Origin of the sequence: Exiguobacterium sp. H66, from assembly GCF_018618705.1 — a bacterium.
GTDB lineage: Bacteria > Bacillota > Bacilli > Exiguobacteriales > Exiguobacteriaceae > Exiguobacterium_A > Exiguobacterium_A oxidotolerans.
This window is the reverse complement of record NZ_JACSMQ010000002.1, coordinates 113,481-130,850: the sequence shown is the minus strand read 5'-3', so window position 1 is coordinate 130,850 and position 17,370 is coordinate 113,481. Positions and strand designations below refer to the sequence as shown.

The 17,370-nt window shown below is 48.8% G+C and carries 18 protein-coding genes and 1 riboswitch; of the genes, 17 read left to right on the top strand and 1 reads right to left on the bottom strand.

The window, feature by feature from the left end; translation table 11 throughout:
• Window positions 1-30 precede the first annotated feature (30 nt).
• From trhA to KNP88_RS03980, 3 genes are all read left to right on the top strand, one after another.
• On the top strand, window positions 31-714 hold the full coding sequence (trhA, locus tag KNP88_RS03990; protein WP_214892826.1) for a PAQR family membrane homeostasis protein TrhA: 684 nt from the start codon (window positions 31-33) through the stop codon (window positions 712-714).
• Window positions 711-1,385 (top strand): TVP38/TMEM64 family protein, encoded by a 675-nt coding sequence (locus KNP88_RS03985; protein ID WP_088837713.1) that lies wholly within the window; start codon window positions 711-713, stop codon window positions 1,383-1,385. Before trhA ends, KNP88_RS03985 begins: the two co-directional genes overlap by 4 nt.
• 84 nt (window positions 1,386-1,469) lie before the next feature.
• The gene (locus KNP88_RS03980; protein WP_029331301.1) at window positions 1,470-2,387 is read left to right on the top strand and encodes a proline dehydrogenase family protein; all 918 of its coding nucleotides are present in this window, start codon (window positions 1,470-1,472) and stop codon (window positions 2,385-2,387) included.
• 453 nt (window positions 2,388-2,840) lie between these two features.
• Here the strand turns inward: KNP88_RS03980 and KNP88_RS03975 are convergent, their stop codons facing one another.
• On the bottom strand, window positions 2,841-3,476 hold the full coding sequence (locus KNP88_RS03975) for a class I SAM-dependent methyltransferase (protein ID WP_214892360.1): 636 nt from the start codon (window positions 3,474-3,476) through the stop codon (window positions 2,841-2,843).
• Window positions 3,477-3,662: 186 nt separating this feature from the next.
• Here KNP88_RS03975 and KNP88_RS03970 point away from each other — a divergent pair, with 186 nt between their 5' ends.
• From KNP88_RS03970 to KNP88_RS03905, 14 genes are all read left to right on the top strand, one after another.
• Window positions 3,663-6,080 carry a 3-hydroxyacyl-CoA dehydrogenase/enoyl-CoA hydratase family protein gene (locus KNP88_RS03970; RefSeq protein WP_214892358.1) on the top strand — a complete coding sequence of 806 codons (2,418 nt, stop codon included), beginning with the start codon at window positions 3,663-3,665 and terminating at the stop codon, window positions 6,078-6,080.
• A gap of 14 nt (window positions 6,081-6,094) precedes the next feature.
• Window positions 6,095-7,285 (top strand): acetyl-CoA C-acetyltransferase, encoded by a 1,191-nt coding sequence (locus tag KNP88_RS03965; protein ID WP_088837710.1) that lies wholly within the window; start codon window positions 6,095-6,097, stop codon window positions 7,283-7,285.
• Window positions 7,282-9,066 (top strand): acyl-CoA dehydrogenase family protein, encoded by a 1,785-nt coding sequence (locus tag KNP88_RS03960; protein ID WP_088837709.1) that lies wholly within the window; start codon window positions 7,282-7,284, stop codon window positions 9,064-9,066. The genes KNP88_RS03965 and KNP88_RS03960 overlap by 4 nt, the downstream gene beginning before the upstream one ends.
• Window positions 9,067-9,137: 71 nt before the next feature.
• Window positions 9,138-9,593, top strand: a complete 456-nt coding sequence (locus KNP88_RS03955) for a DinB family protein (protein ID WP_214804317.1) — start codon at window positions 9,138-9,140, stop codon at window positions 9,591-9,593.
• 35 nt (window positions 9,594-9,628) lie between these two features.
• On the top strand, window positions 9,629-9,982 hold the full coding sequence (locus tag KNP88_RS03950) for an arsenate reductase family protein (protein WP_088837707.1): 354 nt from the start codon (window positions 9,629-9,631) through the stop codon (window positions 9,980-9,982).
• 64 nt (window positions 9,983-10,046) lie between these two features.
• A complete protein-coding gene (gcvH, locus tag KNP88_RS03945) occupies window positions 10,047-10,430 on the top strand; it encodes a glycine cleavage system protein GcvH (protein WP_214892356.1) in 384 nt (127 codons plus the stop codon).
• Window positions 10,431-10,531: 101 nt separating this feature from the next.
• Window positions 10,532-10,810: a thioredoxin family protein gene (locus KNP88_RS03940; protein WP_029331290.1), complete on the top strand. Its 279-nt coding sequence runs from the start codon at window positions 10,532-10,534 to the stop codon at window positions 10,808-10,810.
• 549 nt (window positions 10,811-11,359) lie between these two features.
• Window positions 11,360-11,998: a class I SAM-dependent methyltransferase gene (locus KNP88_RS03935; RefSeq protein ID WP_214892354.1), complete on the top strand. Its 639-nt coding sequence runs from the start codon at window positions 11,360-11,362 to the stop codon at window positions 11,996-11,998.
• 3 nt (window positions 11,999-12,001) lie between these two features.
• Window positions 12,002-12,466 (top strand): S-ribosylhomocysteine lyase, encoded by a 465-nt coding sequence (locus KNP88_RS03930; protein WP_029331287.1) that lies wholly within the window; start codon window positions 12,002-12,004, stop codon window positions 12,464-12,466.
• On the top strand, window positions 12,463-13,386 hold the full coding sequence (locus KNP88_RS03925; RefSeq protein WP_214810671.1) for a PLP-dependent cysteine synthase family protein: 924 nt from the start codon (window positions 12,463-12,465) through the stop codon (window positions 13,384-13,386). Before KNP88_RS03930 ends, KNP88_RS03925 begins: the two co-directional genes overlap by 4 nt.
• Window positions 13,379-14,545, top strand: a complete 1,167-nt coding sequence (locus KNP88_RS03920; protein WP_214892352.1) for a bifunctional cystathionine gamma-lyase/homocysteine desulfhydrase — start codon at window positions 13,379-13,381, stop codon at window positions 14,543-14,545. The genes KNP88_RS03925 and KNP88_RS03920 overlap by 8 nt, the downstream gene beginning before the upstream one ends.
• A 59-nt stretch (window positions 14,546-14,604) precedes the next feature.
• Window positions 14,605-14,711: riboswitch (SAM riboswitch) on the top strand.
• Window positions 14,712-14,789: 78 nt separating this feature from the next.
• On the top strand, window positions 14,790-15,812 hold the full coding sequence (locus tag KNP88_RS03915; RefSeq protein WP_214892350.1) for a methionine ABC transporter ATP-binding protein: 1,023 nt from the start codon (window positions 14,790-14,792) through the stop codon (window positions 15,810-15,812).
• Window positions 15,809-16,474 (top strand): methionine ABC transporter permease, encoded by a 666-nt coding sequence (locus KNP88_RS03910; protein WP_088837701.1) that lies wholly within the window; start codon window positions 15,809-15,811, stop codon window positions 16,472-16,474. Before KNP88_RS03915 ends, KNP88_RS03910 begins: the two co-directional genes overlap by 4 nt.
• 32 nt (window positions 16,475-16,506) lie before the next feature.
• On the top strand, window positions 16,507-17,334 hold the full coding sequence (locus KNP88_RS03905) for a MetQ/NlpA family ABC transporter substrate-binding protein (protein ID WP_088837700.1): 828 nt from the start codon (window positions 16,507-16,509) through the stop codon (window positions 17,332-17,334).
• Window positions 17,335-17,370: the final 36 nt, after the last annotated feature.

Here is a 17,370-nt window from a genome sequence, read left to right as displayed (position 1 = left end):
TTGATCACAAAAAAAGAAATTACGAAAACGATTAAGGAACAGTCCAAAGAAACGCTCGAAGAGTTACTCGCAAAAGGGGATTCCTTGAAAGAAGAAATCGCCAGTGCGATTACGCACGGGCTCGGTGTCATCTTTAGTATCGTGGCACTTGTTTTGCTTGTGTTACAGGCAACGAAATCCGGTAGTGCATGGAACATCACGGCGGTCAGCATCTTTGGCGCGACGATGATTTTACTTTATCTGTTCTCGACATTGATGCATTCGCTGATGCATACGAAAGCGAACAAAGTCCTGCAAATTCTCGATCACGCAGGCATCTATCTCTTGATTGCAGGGAGTTACACACCGTTCGCGTTGATTACGTTACGCGGACCACTCGGTTGGACGTTGCTCGGCATCGTCTGGGGCGTCGGGACGCTCGGGATGATTTGGAAACTCTATTCGACGGGGAAACACGTCTGGATTTCGAACGTTTCTTATTTGGTGCTCGGCTGGTGTTGTCTCTTCGCCATTAAACCGATCTATGAAGCACTTGGTTTACAAGGGTTCTTGTTACTACTCGGCGGTGGACTCGCGTACTCACTCGGCGTCATCTTTTACGTTTGGGCTCGTTTGCCGTACAATCATGCGATTTGGCATCTGTTTGTTCTCGCAGGAAGTGTCTTGATTTTCCTCTCGATTTTCTATTACGTGGCACCGGCACCGATGTCATGAAGAAACTTCGCTTGCGGGACTGGCTTCCCTTTTCACTTTATTTATTGTTCGGACTCGGATTGCTCCTTTATTTCCGCTTGTCGGGGATGATGGAGCAATTTGATTTAGAGGCGTTGTCGAACTGGATTCTCGCGCAAGGCTTTCCCGGCATGCTGCTGTACGTTCTCGCCTATACGATCCGTCCACTCGTCTTTTTCCCGGCGAGCTTACTGACGATGTTCGGCGGTTATACATATGGTCCGTGGCTCGGCACGTTGCTTGACGTCATCGGGGCAGGGACAGGCAGTTTACTCAGTTTTTGGATTGCCCGCCTGCTCGGACGGCGCGCTGTCGAGAAAATCATTGGGACCGGTAAGCTGACGGTATTCGACGACCGGATTGCTTCGAATGGTTTTACAGTCGTGTTGCTCGTCCGCTTGATTCCATTGTTTCCATTTGATGCAATCAGTTATGCGTCCGGTCTATCGAAAATTAAATTTAAGCAGTTTGCACTTGCAAGTTATCTCGGTATCATTCCTGGGGCGTTCGTTTACAACAACATCGGTGCGAGTCTGCGCGATCCATTTTCGTGGCAATTTTTCTTAGCTGTCTTTTTATACGTATTGTTTTTTGCAGTTGGTTTTTTTGCACAACGATCTTTACGAAAAAAACAAAAGAGAGAGCATATGTAAGCGCTTTATGTCATAATATGAGTGCAGTGATGTGAACCGATACGGTAAAACAGCCTAGCATTTATTTAGGGGGAATAATGAGTGATGGAACGAGTACTACGGGATGGTTTTATCTTCTTATCGCAGAATAAGACATTGAATGGATTAGCGAAACGATATGGTCTGAAGTTTGGGGCTGGTCGCTTCGTGGCGGGGGATTCACTCGAAGCATCGAAACGGGCGATTCAAGATTTGAATGCAAAAGGATTATGTGTGACGATGGATCACCTCGGTGAGTTCATCTCGACTGGAGCCGAAGCGGAGATGATGACGCAAGAGTGTATCCGCGCCGTCGAAATGATTGCGGAAGAGAAATTAGACTCGCAACTTTCACTAAAGTTAACGTCACTTGGCCTTGATATTTCAGATCAATTAATTCGATCGAACATGGAACGGATTTTGACACGGGCGAAAGAGCTCGGCGTATTCGTGACCATCGACATGGAAGATGAACCACGTTGTGAAAAAACGATTCAATTGTTTGAAGAGTTGCGTCAGTCGTTTGATAACATTGGTACCGTCATTCAGTCTTATCTGTATCGTTCAGAAGACGACATCAAACGGGTCGGACGGTTTGAAACGAACCTCCGCATCGTCAAAGGGGCATACAAGGAGCCGGCGACGGTCGCCTTCCCGGAAAAAGAAGATGTCGACCACAACTACATCAAACTCGTAAAACTTCAATTGTCACTCGGAAATTATGCAGCGGTCGCGACGCATGACGACGCGATGATTGAACAAATCATTCGCTACGCGAAGGAAAATGGAATCGGAAATGATAAGTTCGAATTCCAGATGCTGTACGGCATCCGCGTCGAACGTCAGCTTGAGCTCGTGAAGCTCGGTTATAAAGTCCGTGTCTACGTCCCGTATGGCCGTGACTGGTACGGCTACTTCATGCGCCGTTTAGCAGAACGTCCGGCAAACGTCGCGTTCGTCCTTAAAGGAATGGTCAAAGGGTAATCGAAACAACAGGGATGGAGCTGTCATGGCTTCATCTTTTTGTTTTATTGTTTGAAATTTTTTTCTATCCCTGTGCTTTTCGTAGCTAATCTGGCTGGGAGACTCAAAAGAAATCACTCGTTATTCATGCACTTTCCTCAGGCGAGACACAAGCCAGACTTTGCTATTCGCAAGTCGGGTCTTGTTTGTCTCTGTCAGCGCAAAAAAATGCGCTTTTTCCTGTAGGAGTTGCATGAATCGAGTGATTTTTTCTACTTGATACGTGTCAGCAGATGAACGATTATGTTGAATGGGTTATCAGCAAACAGACGTGTCCACTCGACTTCTACGGGAAAAGGAAGCGTAGCTTCCGTCAGGGACAGGCAAGACCCGATCATCGTTAGATGGGCGCGGCTTGCGTCCCGCCCGAGAAAAGCGGGTGGACATACGTCTGTTATAGAGACCCGATTTTCTTTAATTTCGTGTCCGAAACGCAAACAAACATGAAAACGCATGCGCTTGATCGAGTAACCGGTGACCGGTCAACACAGCCCCTTCTTTTTGAATGACTGCTTCGTCGAGCAATGTCCAACCACGTTCTTCTGCCAGTTGGACGAGTTCCCACGGCATCATCGTATTGCCCATCGCGACTTCTTCGCCATATAAACGACGATAGGCTAAAGCCCGTGGTGCTGCCGTCGGTCCGAGCAGACTGATGACGACAATTGGTGCAACCCGTTCGATTTCCTGAAGGACTGTGAGCGGACGCATCGACCACTCGAGCGAATTGACGGCGAGGACTGCGTCAAACGCATCATCTGCAAATGGTAAGGCTTCACCGGTGCCGACGACAAAGTCGAGGGTCGGTGATTTGTCACGGGCAATCCGAATCATTTCCTCCGATAAATCAAGTCCCGTCATGTCAAAAGAATCCGCCAACAGTCGACAGGCTGCCCCGTCGCCACATCCTAAATCAAGCATCTTGCCAGCGGTGATGACCGACTTTAGGAAAGGAATGATCGTTTTACGACTCCCTTGTGTCCACATCATTTCCGAGCGTTCCGCCCAGTCCGTTGCCTTCTGATCCCACAGCTGTTCCGTCTGTTTCATGACATCTCCCCCTTGTTTCTTTTAGTCTAACAGGAAAATTTGACCAAAATGTGATTTTTTATTGCTACTGAATCATTATTCATTTATGATGGAGATGTAGAAGAAGCAGGGGAAAGATTGATGGGCTTCTTTTTTTGTCAGAATAATGAATGGTTGTTCATTCAATTACGAATCAGGGGGTATATCATGGCGAGTCAGATCGGTCAGCCGACCACACTTAAATTGACGAAACATATTCAATTCGCCGTCATCATCGGTTCAGGGGTCATGGGTGCAGGCATCGCGGCACACCTCGCGAATGCGGGAATTCGGACATTGATGCTTGATATCGTACCAAAAGAACTTACGGCACAGGAAGAAAAACAAGGACTTACGTTATCGGACAGAGCCGTCCGAAACCGGATCGCACGGGAAAACCGTCAAAAGTTGCTGAAACAAAATCCGGAACCACTCGCTTCGAAGTCGTTGATTGACTTAATCGAAGTCGGAAATCTTGAAGACGACCTCGAACGCTTGAAGGAAGCGGACTGGATCGTCGAAGTCATCGTTGAACGTTTGGATGTCAAACAACAACTGTTTGCGACGATTGAACCTTTCCTCCGTGAAGATGCGATCGTCAGCTCGAATACGTCAGGGATCTCGATCGAAGCGATGCGTGAAGGACGCTCGGCATCATTTAATTCACGTTTCCTTGGCACGCACTTCTTTAACCCACCACGTTACCTCAAGCTACTCGAATTGATTCCGACGACGGACACGAATCCGGAAGTCGTCCGCTTCATGAAACAATTCGCGGAAGAGCGTCTTGGAAAAGGTGTCGTCATCGCGAAGGACACACCGAACTTCATCGGCAACCGGATCGGGACATACGGTCTGCTCGTGACGATGGAAGAGATGAAAAAAGGCGGCTATACGATCGGGGAAGTCGACTCCGTGACGGGACCGTTACTCGGTCGTCCGAGCTCCGCGACATTCCGGACGCTTGACGTCGTCGGAATCGATACATTCGTCCATGTAGCGAACAACGTCTATGACCTGTTACCGGAAGGTCCTGAAAAAGATACGTTTGAAGTCCCGGCAGAAATGAAGCGACTCGTCGCAGAAGGTTCGCTCGGTGCTAAATCAGGACAAGGTTTCTATAAGAAAGTCGGGAAACAAATCCTTGAACTTGATGTGAACTCATTTGAATACGTCGAAAAGAAAGCGCTTACTGAACCGTCAATCGGTCAGGCAAAAGCTCTTCCCGGTGCCAAAAATAAGTTGAAAGCCGTTGTTTTTGCGAACGACCGTGTCGGTGCACTCCTCTGGCCGATCCATGCGAAGACACTGCTCTACTCGGCACAACTGACACATGAAATCGCGGATGACATCAAAGCAATCGATGAAGCGATGAAATGGGGCTTCGGTTGGAAGATGGGACCATTCGAGACATGGGACGCACTCGGTGTCGAAAAGACCGTCGCGAAAATGAAGCAAGATGGTTACGACGTCCCGGCATGGGTCGACGAGATGCTTGCGTCAGGCAACACAAGTTTCTACAACGAAAATGGTCAGCATTATGATGCGACGAGCGGAACGTATGTCGGCAGCGAACAGAATCCGAAAGAAATCCGCTTACGTGACGTCCGCAAGTCGAACGGCGTCTTGCTTGAGAACAACGGAGCCCGTTTACTCGATGTCGGAGATGACGTAGCAGTTCTTGAGTTTACGTCGAAGAGTAATGCGATCGGCGTCGACATCATGCAGATGATTGAACAATCGATTGACCTCGTCGAAAAAAATCACCGTGGACTTGTCATCGCAAACGACGGCAAAAACTTCTGTGTCGGTGCGAACCTCGCGATGATGCTGATGGAAGCAGAAGATGAAAACTGGTTCGAGCTGGACTGGATCATCAATAAATTCCAGCAATCGATTCAAAAAATTCGTTATTCGTCACGTCCAGTCGTCGCAGCACCACAAGGGATGACACTCGGTGGCGGAACGGAGATTTCACTTCCGGCAGCCCGCTTGCAAGCAGGACTCGAGACTTACATGGGGCTCGTCGAAGTCGGTGTCGGCCTGATTCCAGGTGGTGGCGGAAACGTCAACACGTACCGTCGTTTACTTGAAAATACGCCGGATGGTTTAGTGAATATCGAAAAAGCAGCGCAAAAGACATTTGAAAACGTCGCGATGGCAAAAGTCTCGAAATCAGCGTTCGAAGCACGCGAACTCGGCTATGTCCGCTCTGTCGATCAGATTTCGATGAACCGGGATCACTTGACGTATGATGCGAAACAACTTGTCCTCGAACTCGACCGGACAGGCTATACGCCACCTGCTAAATCCTTGATTCCAGTCGTCGGACGGACAGGGAAAGCGACGCTTGAGCTGGCAACACGGGAAATGTACTATGGCGGTTATGTCTCGGAGCATGACTTGAAGATCGCGAACAAGTTAGCGCATGTCATCGCGGGCGGAAACGTTGCGTTCGGCACACACGTCGATGAGCAATACATGCTCGACCTTGAACGGGAAGCGTTCTTGAGCTTGATCGGTGAGATGAAAACACAACAACGGATGCAGCATATGCTTGTCAAAGGCAAGCCGCTTCGTAACTGACTGGGGGGATTCGAATGAAAGAAGCAGTAATCGTCGCTGGTGCGCGGACACCAGTCGGTAAAGCAAAAAAAGGGTCATTTAAAGCGATGCGTTCTGATGAACTCGCAGGAATCGCGATTAAGGAAACGTTGAAGCGTTCAAAATATGAGGGAACAATCGATGATGTCATTCTCGGTTGTGCTCTTCCGGAAGCAGAGCAAGGGATGAACATCGCCCGCTACGCGTCCGTTCTTGGCGGCTTGTCACACGAAGTACCGGCCATCACTATCAACCGGTATTGCTCGTCCGGTCTGCAATCGATTGCTGATGCGTCGATGAAGATCATGACCGGTCAAGCGACGGCCGTCATCGCCGGCGGTCTCGAGTCGATGAGTCAAATCCCGATGCCGGGACACGTCGTTCGTCCGAACCCGTCAATCGTCGAATCGGAACCTGAATATTATATGAGCATGGGGCATACGGCAGAGCAAGTCGCAGCGACGTATCACGTCTCACGTGAAGATCAAGATGCCTTTGCCTTACGCAGTCATCAAAAAGCAGCAGCCGCGATCGCAGCCGGTAAGTTCACGGATGAAATCGTGCCCGTCACGGTGACGGAATACGTCGTCAACGATGACATGAAGGTCGAAGAAAAATCCTGGGTCGTTCAGCATGACGAAGGCGTCCGGGCAGACTCTTCAAAAGAAGGCTTGGCAAAACTCCGCCCGGTCTTCCGGCTTGGTGGCAGTGTCACGGCCGGGAACTCGTCACAAACATCAGACGGGGCAGCAGCCGTACTCGTGATGGAGCGTGAGGAAGCAGAGCGTCAAGGACTGCCGATTCTCGGGAAGTTCAAGTCGTTTGCCGTCGGCGGTGTCCGTCCGGAAGTCATGGGAATCGGACCGGTCGTCGCGATTCCGAAAGCCCTCGAACTCGCAGGAATCACACTCGAAGACGTCGGCTTGATTGAATTGAATGAAGCTTTCGCGTCACAGTCCCTTGGTGTCATCCGTGAGCTCGGTCTCAACGAAGACATCGTCAACGTCAACGGGGGAGCGATCGCACTCGGTCATCCACTTGGCTGTACGGGAACAAAACTGACATTATCACTCTTACATGAAATGAAACGCCGCAACGCGAAATATGGTGTCGTCTCGATGTGTATTGGCGGCGGCATGGGTGCTGCCGGTGTATTCGAATTAGTTGAAGGAGGAACAGGACAATGAGCCAAACGACAAACGAATTGATTAAAGGTGGAAGTTTTGTACTGGATGAATTAAAAGCGGAGCGTCTCTTTACACCGGAGGATTTTTCAGAAGAACATAAAATGGTCGGTGACATGACGGCGAAATTCGTCGAAGATCGTGTCGTTCCGGTGCTTGACCGGATCGAAAAACATGAGTTCGAACTTTCAGTCGGTCTCTTGCGTGAAGCAGGCGAGCTCGGTCTTCTCGGGGCAGACGTTCCGGAAGAATATGGCGGTTACCAAATGGATAAAATCTCGTCTTCAATCATCACAGAAAAATTCGCACGTGGTCGTTCATTCGCCCTCAGCTACGGCGCACACGTCGGAATCGGTTCACTGCCAATCGTCTTCTTCGGAAACGAAGAGCAAAAACAAAAGTACTTGCCGAAACTCTCGTCAGGTGAATGGATTGCGTCATACGCATTGACAGAACCGGGCTCGGGGTCAGATGCACTCGGTGCGAAGACGACAGCTGTCTTGAACGAAGCCGGGACACACTACATCTTGAACGGTGAAAAACAATGGATCACGAATGCCGGTTTCGCCAGTCTGTTCGTCGTCTATGCGAAAATCGATGGCGATAAATTCACGGCATTCCTCGTCGAGGGTGAGTACCCGGGCGTCTCGACAGGTCTGGAAGAGCAAAAAATGGGCATCAAAGGGTCATCGACACGGACATTGATTTTAGAAGATGCGGAAGTACCGGTCGAAAACGTCCTCGGTGAAATCGGGCGCGGGCACGTCATCGCCTTTAACATCTTGAACGTCGGGCGTTACAAACTCGCTGTCGGTGCCGTCGGTTCATCTAAACGCGCGATTGATCTCGCCGTTCAGTATGCGAACGAACGGAAACAATTCAAAACACCGATCAGCTCATTCCCATTGATTCAAGAGAAACTGGCGACGATGTCAGCCCAAACGTATGCGATGGAAAGCTCAGTTTACCGGACAGGCGGGCTCTTCCAAGATAGCCTCGATCAACTGTCGGAAGAAGAAAGCAAAGATGGCAAACGCGTCGCTGATTCGATTGCTGAGTACGCGATTGAATGTTCAATGAACAAAGTCTTTGCGTCTGAGACATTTGATTATGTCATCGATGAAGCGGTTCAAATCCACGGCGGATATGGTTTCATGGCGGAGTATGAAGTCGAGAACATGTACCGTGATTCACGGATCAACCGGATCTTCGAAGGAACAAACGAAATCAACCGTCTGCTTGTTCCTGGTACGCTCTTGAAGAAAGCGATGAAAGGCGAGTTACCACTCTTAGCGGAAGCGCAGCGTCTCCAACAAGAAGTCATGAGCTTCATGCCGACAGAAGTCGGAACAGAACCACTCGACCGGGAACGTCACTTGCTCGCGATGATGAAAAAGATCTTCTTATTGACGGCTGGAACGGCTGTTCAGAAATATCAAGATAAGTTACAAGGCGAACAGGAAATTCTCGCGAACACGGCCGATATCATGAGTGCAATCTATGCGCTCGAGTCAGCCATCGTCCGGACGGAAAAAGCGATCGCTTCGAAAGGCGCTGAGAAGAGTGAACTCAAAATCCGTTATACGGAAGTCTTCGCACAACAGGCATTCGAAGGTGTTGAACGTGACGCGAAAGAAACACTCTACGCAGCAGCAAGTGGAGACGAGTTACGGATGTTACTGTCGGCACTGAAGAAATTCAGCCGTTACCAACCAATCAACTCAATCGGCACGAAACGTGCGATTGCGAAACGTTTGATTGAAGCTAACAAATATCTCGTCTAAGTCAGGTTTACGAGTTCGCCTTTGCAGGGAAAATCTCTGTAAAGGCGAATTTTTTTGAGGAGGGAATAGCGATGCGTGAAGATGTAAAAGAACTTCAGTTTGCAGTCGACTACTACAAATCGCTCGAGCGTTTATCGGATGAAGAGTGGCAGTCGCCGCTCGCAATCGATAAATGGACGGTACAGGAGTGTGTCGGCCATTTGTTCCTGTGGGACCGGTATTACCTCGATCATGCCGTCGCGAAGCTCCCTGACGATCGACTGACGTTAGTCGAGACGGACTTTGATGAGTTCAACCGGTTAGCGGTCGAATATGCGCATCATGTCGACGCACTGACGTTACTGAAAAAAGCAATCGCGGTTCGAAGCGAACTCGTGACGCAACTCGGACGGTTGACGGACGCGCAGTATGAACAGACGTATGAAGGGCGCTTTTGTCCCCGTGAGTTCGTCGCGTCGTTCATCGCCCACGATCACCATCATCAAGATCAAATTGATGCGGCACTCGCGCGCTTGAAGGAACACTGATCTATCTGCTAGTCTTAAAGGTGAGGTGATGAAACATGGTAACGATGTATGGCTATCCAAAGTGCAGTACATGTGTCAAAGCGAAGAAGGCGCTTGAAAACAACGGCGTCGAAGTCGATTACAAACACATCGTCGACGAGACACCAAGTGCCGCGACGATTCGCGAACTCCATCAAAAAAGTGGCGAACCGCTGAAAAAATTCTTTAACACGAGTGGTCAATCCTATCGTGCGGCTGGTCTGAAAGATCGTTTACCCGACTTGTCGGAAGAAGAGCAGTATGCTTTGCTCGCAAGTGACGGCATGCTGTTGAAACGTCCAATCGTCACGGACGGGACAGATGTCACACTTGGATTTAAAGAAGAGATGTATCAAGGAAAATGGTATTAAGAAGCCGATTGAATTTGGTATACTAAAACCGTTAGTCCACTATAGAACACAGGGGGAATCGCAAATGAGTCAAGTCAAAGACAATCTACGGTATTCGGAAGAGCATGAATGGGTCGAAGTAACAGGCAACAAAGCACGAATCGGAATCACGGATTTCGCACAGCACGAACTCGGTGATATCGTGTTCGTTGAGCTTCCAGAAGTCGGAGATACGATCTCAATCAACGAGCCATTCGGTTCGGTTGAATCGGTCAAGACGGTTTCAGAGTTGTACGCACCGATTTCAGGGAAAGTCGTTGCAATCAATGAATCACTCTCCGATTCCCCAGAACTCGTTAACGAATCACCATTTGAAGGTGCATGGATGGTTGATATCGAGCTAGAAGATGAGTCGCAAGTTGAAGCATTGATGGATGCTACGGCATACAAATCAATGATTAACGAGTAATACTTAAGGTAAGGCGGACAGGGATGAAACGATTTCGTTTCATCGCTGTCCTTTTTTTTGTATACTGGCTTCAGAAGCACTGGATAACAGGAGGGGTCAAGATGAAGGAAGTAACAGAAGTACCGGCAAACGGGTTGTTGTATGTCTATGCACCGATGTGCGGTACATGTGCCATCGCCAGTCGGATGCTCGACATCGTCGAAGCGACGAAAGACGAGGAATGGATCCAAAAAGCGAATGGAAATTTCATTCCTGAATTTTTAGAGCAGGCGCAAGTCATGAGTGTGCCGGCATTACTCAAAGTAAAGGATCATCAAGTCGTAGAGCGGTTATATGCGTTCCAAAACGTCCAAAATGTATTTGCGTTTTGTGCAGAATAACAAGAAAAATCATAGGATGATTTTTCTTTATGTTAAATTGTCGGAATATTTACAATAATTCATTGACAATGACAATTTATGAATGGTATATTCATATCAACTTCTAGAAATGCTTTTATAGGAAGTCTGGCAGAGGTATAGAACCTGATGTTTCTCGTATTTAGAACCATTCAATGACATCCTAAATCTTTTTTTCAGTTTCCCCTTAAGTCGTCCCCCAAAGACGAAGCGGTTCAAAAAAGAGATGGTGGATTCGAATGGTCGATCTGACTACTGTGACATCTTGCTTTTATAGTTCGAAAGGGCGCCGTCCTCTGATGTGACGAACGAAGAAGTTCGCATCAGAGCTGGGTTTTCCTTCGTTGCATTTCTAACCACATTATTCGTGTTGTCGGTTCTCCGGCAACGCCTTTTTTTTGTTTCCGAAAGATTTTGAAGCTGTCGCCTTGCTAATCAGAATTGTCCCTGCTACAATGCGATTAAGGAAAAATACTTTAATTCATATCCGATTAGTCGGAATTAAAAGCGGGATGCGGAGGACGAAAAGGCATGACAGTACGTTTCATGGATGTATTTACAGAGTGGGCGTCATCTTACGACGACACAGTAACGGGGCAAGATCCGGAGTACAAAGAAGTCTTTCGCCGTTATGACGAAATATTAGAGACGGTCGCTGAAAAAGCGATGTCACCCGTTGCCGAATTTGGCGCAGGAACAGGCAACTTGACGCAACGTTTGCTTGCGCGTCATGAGCAGGTACTGGCGATTGAACCAAGTCCGGAAATGCGCGACATCTTAATCAATAAAATTCCGACGCTGGCTGTTCAAGATGGTCATTTCTTATCGTTTGAAGCAGCAGAGGCAAAAAGTTTTGTCTCGACTTATGCGTTTCATCATTTGACGGATGAAGAAAAAGGACAGGCCGTCGATTTGATGGCAGCGATTTTACCGGCAGACGGAAAAATCGTCTATGCCGATACGATGTTCGTTTCTGAGGCAGCACGTCTAGAAACGATTGAGGAAGCCAGAAATCAAGGGTTTGACAACCTTGCAGAAGATTTAGAACGCGAATTTTATCCACTGATTCCAGTCATGGAACAGATTTTTACGTCACGCGGATTTGACGTGACATTCACACAATACAATCACTTCGTCTGGCTCGTAGAAGCCGAGAAAATGGGGGAATAAATCATGACAATCAAAAAAATGAACGTAGAAAGCTTTAACTTGGACCATACGAAAGTCAAAGCACCATATATTCGTGTAGCAGGCTATAAAGACGGTAAAGTCGACCAAGTCGTCAAATATGATATTCGTTTCACACAACCGAACGTCGAGCAAATGCCGATGCGTGCGATGCACACACTCGAACATTTACTTGCTGAAAATATCCGCAACTATTCGGACGACGTCATCGATGTTTCGCCAATGGGCTGCCAAACTGGTTTCTACATGGCGATGATGAACTTTGACTCAGTCGAAAAAATGAGCGAACTGGTCGAGAAGACACTGAACGACGTCTTAGCGGCTGAAGTGATTCCGGCACAAAACGAAACGCAATGTGGGTTTGCGAGCGCACACGACCTTAAAGGAGCGAAGCACTATGCCGAGAAAATGCTTGCCGGTCGCGACGAATGGGACATCGTCTTCGGATGATCGCGAAGTCAGTCCGCGACCTCGTCGGAAATACGCCACTGTACGAGATTACTTCATTCGATTTGCCTGCTGGTACGCGGATTTTGGCGAAGCTCGAATGGATGAACCCTGGGGGCAGCGTCAAAGACCGCCTCGGTATCCAACTCGTTGATGCCGCAATCGAACAGGGGTACGTGACACCAGGCGGAACGATCATCGAACCGACTGCCGGCAACACCGGCATCGGTTTGGCGCTCGCCGCTAAAAAATATGACTTACAAGTCATTTGTGTCGTCCCGGAAAAGTTCAGTCAAGAGAAACAGACGTTGATGCGGGCACTCGGCGCGACTGTCGTCAACACGCCGACTGAACTCGATATGCAGGGCGCAATCGATAAGGCAAAGGAACTCGGACAAACGATTCCGAACAGTTATGTGCCACTCCAATTCGAAAACGAAGAAAATTCGGTCACCTATCAGCGGACACTTGGTCCGGAGCTTGTGGCGGAACTTAGTCACATCGACTGGTTCGTCGCCGGATGCGGATCAGGTGGGACGTTTGCCGGAACGACGGCTTTCTTAAAAGAACGCTTCGGGACAAAAGGGGCAATCGTCGAACCGGAAGGCTCCGTCCTCAACGGAGGGCCAGCCGGACCGCATAAAACAGAAGGAATCGGGACAGCCAAATGGCCGAGTCTCGTTTCTCGTGATTTAGTTGATGAAATTCATACGATTTCTGATTCGGATGCTTTTACGAAGGTCCATGAACTGGCGGCACGTGAAGGGTTACTCGTCGGCAGTTCAGCAGGAGCGGCACTCGCCGCGGCGCTCGATATCGCCCAGCGCCATCCGGGAAGTACGATTGTCACCGTCTTCGCAGACAGTGCAGAACGGTATTTGAGCCAACAAATCTTTGAAAAGGTGGACGAGACACATGCGTAAAAAAACAACGTTGATTCACGGAGGAACGGGTGTAGACAAGGCAACGGGTGCCGTTACACCGCCAATCTATCAAACGAGCACATATAAGCAAGAAAAAATCGGTCAATTAAAAGACGGGTATGAGTACTCGCGCACAGCAAACCCGACGCGGACGAGCATCGAACGATTGATTGCCGATCTTGAAGGAGGCGTCCGTGGATTCGCGTTCGGATCAGGAATGGCGGCGATCCATGCTGTCTTCAATCTGCTTCAGTCTGGCGACCACATCGTCATGACGGACGACGTCTACGGCGGAACGTTCCGCTTGATGCAACGTGTCCTACCGAAGTTCAACATCGAAGTGACATTCGTCGATACGACGGATCTCAGCGCGACGGAAGCGGCGATTCAGGACAACACGAAGATGCTCTACGTCGAGACACCGACGAACCCGTTATTAAAAGTGACGGACATCGAAGCGATCGCAGCCATCACGCGTCGTCACGACTTGAAGCTCGTCGTCGACAACACGTTCGCGACACCATACTTGCAACAACCAATCGCGCTTGGGGCAGATATCGTGCTGCATAGTGCAACGAAATACATCGGCGGCCATTCGGACGTCGTCGCAGGGCTTGTCGTCGTCAACGATGATACGCTCGGCGAAGAACTCCACTTCATCCAAAACTCGACGGGTGGAATTCTCGGACCGCAAGACAGCTTCTTGCTTGTCCGTGGATTACGGACGCTCGGTATCCGGATGGAAGCGATCGAAGAGACAGCACATGAACTTGTCAGCTTCCTGCAAGCGCAAGACGTCGTCTCGAACATCTTCTACCCGGGACTTGCATCGCATCCCGGTCATGCGATCCAGCAAAAACAAGCGACTGGTTTCGGCGGGATGATCAGCTTTGATGTCGGTTCAGCTGCAAATGCAGAGAAACTTGTGGAAGCATCACACTTCTTCACGCTTGCTGAAAGCTTAGGGGCGGTCGAAAGTTTGATTTCCGTTCCGGCACGGATGACACATGCATCGATTCCAGCAGAACGTCGGGCGGAACTCGGCATCACGGATGGTCTCGTCCGGATCTCGGTCGGACTTGAAGATGCAGAGGATTTGAAAGAAGATTTAACGCATGCTTTCAGTTTGCTCGAAAAAGTTTCTGAAAAAACTGTTTGACAAGCAAAATAACCCCTGCTAATATTCAAAATATATTAAAAACAACTAAATACCGATAACTCTTATCAAGAGTGGTGGAGGGACTGGCCCGATGAAACCCGGCAACCGCGGAATTTATTTCCGAAGTGGTGCTAATTCCAGCAGACGAACGTCTGCAAGATGAGAGCAAATGGTTTTGTGTACTGAAAGTGCGCGCGTTTGCTCTAAAACGTGCGCACTTTTTTTATGTTTAGGAGGGACAGTAGTGATTCGTTTACAGGATGTAGGAAAGATTTATCGCTCGAAGCGCGGCGAAGTCGAAGCTGTCGCAAACGTCGATCTCACGATTGAGCGCGGCGAAATTTTCGGAATAATTGGTTATTCCGGTGCAGGGAAGTCAACCTTGATTCGCCTGCTGAACATGTTAGAAGCACCGACAAGCGGTTCGATTCAAATTGACGGTGTCGAGATGACGACGTTACGACCGAAAGAATTACGCGGCGTCCGGAAAAATGTCTCGATGGTCTTTCAGCACTTTAACTTGCTCTGGTCACGGACAGTCGAAGAAAATATCATGTTCCCGCTCGAACTCGGCGGATATCCGAGAGCACGCCGGAAAGAACGCGTCGCCGAACTGATTCAACTCGTCGGACTCGACGGCCGCGAAGGCGCTTATCCGTCACAACTATCCGGTGGACAAAAACAACGCGTCGGGATTGCCCGCGCACTGGCATCAAACCCGGACGTCTTATTATGTGACGAGGCGACAAGCGCCCTTGATCCGAAAACGACGGACTCGATCTTAGAGTTACTCGTCGACATCAATAAAAAACTAAAACTGACGATCGTCTTGATCACACACGAGATGCACGTCATTCAAAAAATCTGTCACCGGGTCGCCGTCATGGAGGCCGGAAAAATCGTCGAACAGGGTCCTGTTTCAGAAGTCTTCCGGCATCCGAAACAAGCGATGACAAAAGAATTCGTCAAACAACTGACGTCGTCTACAGAAAACGAGTTGACGTTCGCGAAACTTCGTGAGCGCTATCCGACAGGGAAAATCGTCCAGCTGACATTCGTCGGTTCGACAGCAGAAAGTCCGATCCTGGCAGAAGTCATGAAAGATTCGACCTTATTATTTAATATCATCGGCGGGAACGTCGGACAGACGCAAGACGGTGCACTCGGAACGTTGTTCATCCAACTGATTGGTGCGGCACATGAAACACAAGCGGTCATCGCGAAACTTCAATCGAGTGACGTGGAAGTGGAGGTGGATCACCGATGACGACATTCTTTAACGACCTCGATTGGGAAATGGTCTGGACGGCGACCGGCAGTACCGTTTATATGACAGCCGTCGCGGGTCTAGCGACTTTCATACTCGGTTTAATCATTGGTCTGTTGTTGTATGCGACGAATGAAGACTTATTGTTTAAGAACCGGGCACTGTATTCCGTGCTCAGCTTTTTAGTCAACATCTTCCGTTCGATTCCGTTTATTATATTGTTGATTTTATTGATTCCAGTGACGCTCATCATCGTCGGATCGTTCTTAGGACCAACAGCGGCACTTCCGGCACTGATTCTTGGGGCGGCACCGTTTTACGGGCGGATGGTCGAACTGGCACTGCGTGAAGTCGACAAAGGTGTCATCGAAGCAGCGGAATCGATGGGGGCAACGAAGTTCCAAATCATTTATAAAGTGTTGATTCCGGAAGCACTACCAGCGATCGTCTCCGGTATCACCGTCACGCTCGTCGCGCTCGTCGGTTACACGGCAATGGCCGGAGTAGTCGGAGGAGGCGGACTCGGGGACATGGCATATATCGAAGGTTTCCAGCGTTCTCAAAACGATGTCATCGCCATCGCGACATTGTTGATTCTCGTCATCGTCTTCATCATTCAAATTATTGGTGACCTGCTCGTAAAAGCAATCGATAAACGATAATACTATTTTAGTTAACTTGGGAGGAATTATTCATGAAACTTTGGAAAAAATTCGTCGGTACAGCAGCAGTATCCGTCTTAGCAGTCAGTCTTGCAGCATGCGGGGAAGAGTCGTCAGGAGACGACGCGAAGACACTTGTCATCGGTGCTTCAAACGTTCCCCATGCTGAAATCCTAGAGCACGTTCAAAAAGAGTATGAAGCAAAAGGCTACAAACTCGAAATCAAAAAGTTCCAAGATTATGTGTTGCCGAACAAGGCACTCGCTGAAAAAGAAATCGATGCAAACTATTTCCAACACGTTCCGTACCTTGAGCAACAGGAAAAAGAGAACAAATCTTATAAATTTGAAAATGCAGGCGGCGTCCACGTTGAACCGCTCGGTGTCTACTCAAAAAAATATAAGTCGCTTGACGAGTTACCGAAAGGTGCAACGATCTTGACGAGCTCAAACGTCGCGGAGCGTGGACGTGTCTTGACGTTCCTCCAAAACGAAGGCTTAATTAAGTTGAAAGACGGTAAGACGACAGATGCTCAGCTTAGCGATATCGCGGAAAACCCGAAGAACATTGAGTTCAAAACGAATATCGAAGCGTCACTCTTGCCGCAAGCGTACAAAAACAATGAAGGCGATGCTGTCCTCATCAACACGAACTACGCGATTGATAACGGTTTGAACCCGTTAGAAGACACGATTGCCCTTGAAGATGAGTCTTCACCATACGTCAACATCATCGTCACGCGTGAAGGTGATGAAAAAGACGAGCGTGTGACGGCATTGCTCGATATCTTACACGAGAAAAAGACACAGGATTGGATTACGAAAGAATATAAAGGGGCCGTCGTTCCGGTCAGCAAATAATTCACTCGAATGATGCATTCTTCCTATATAATGGAA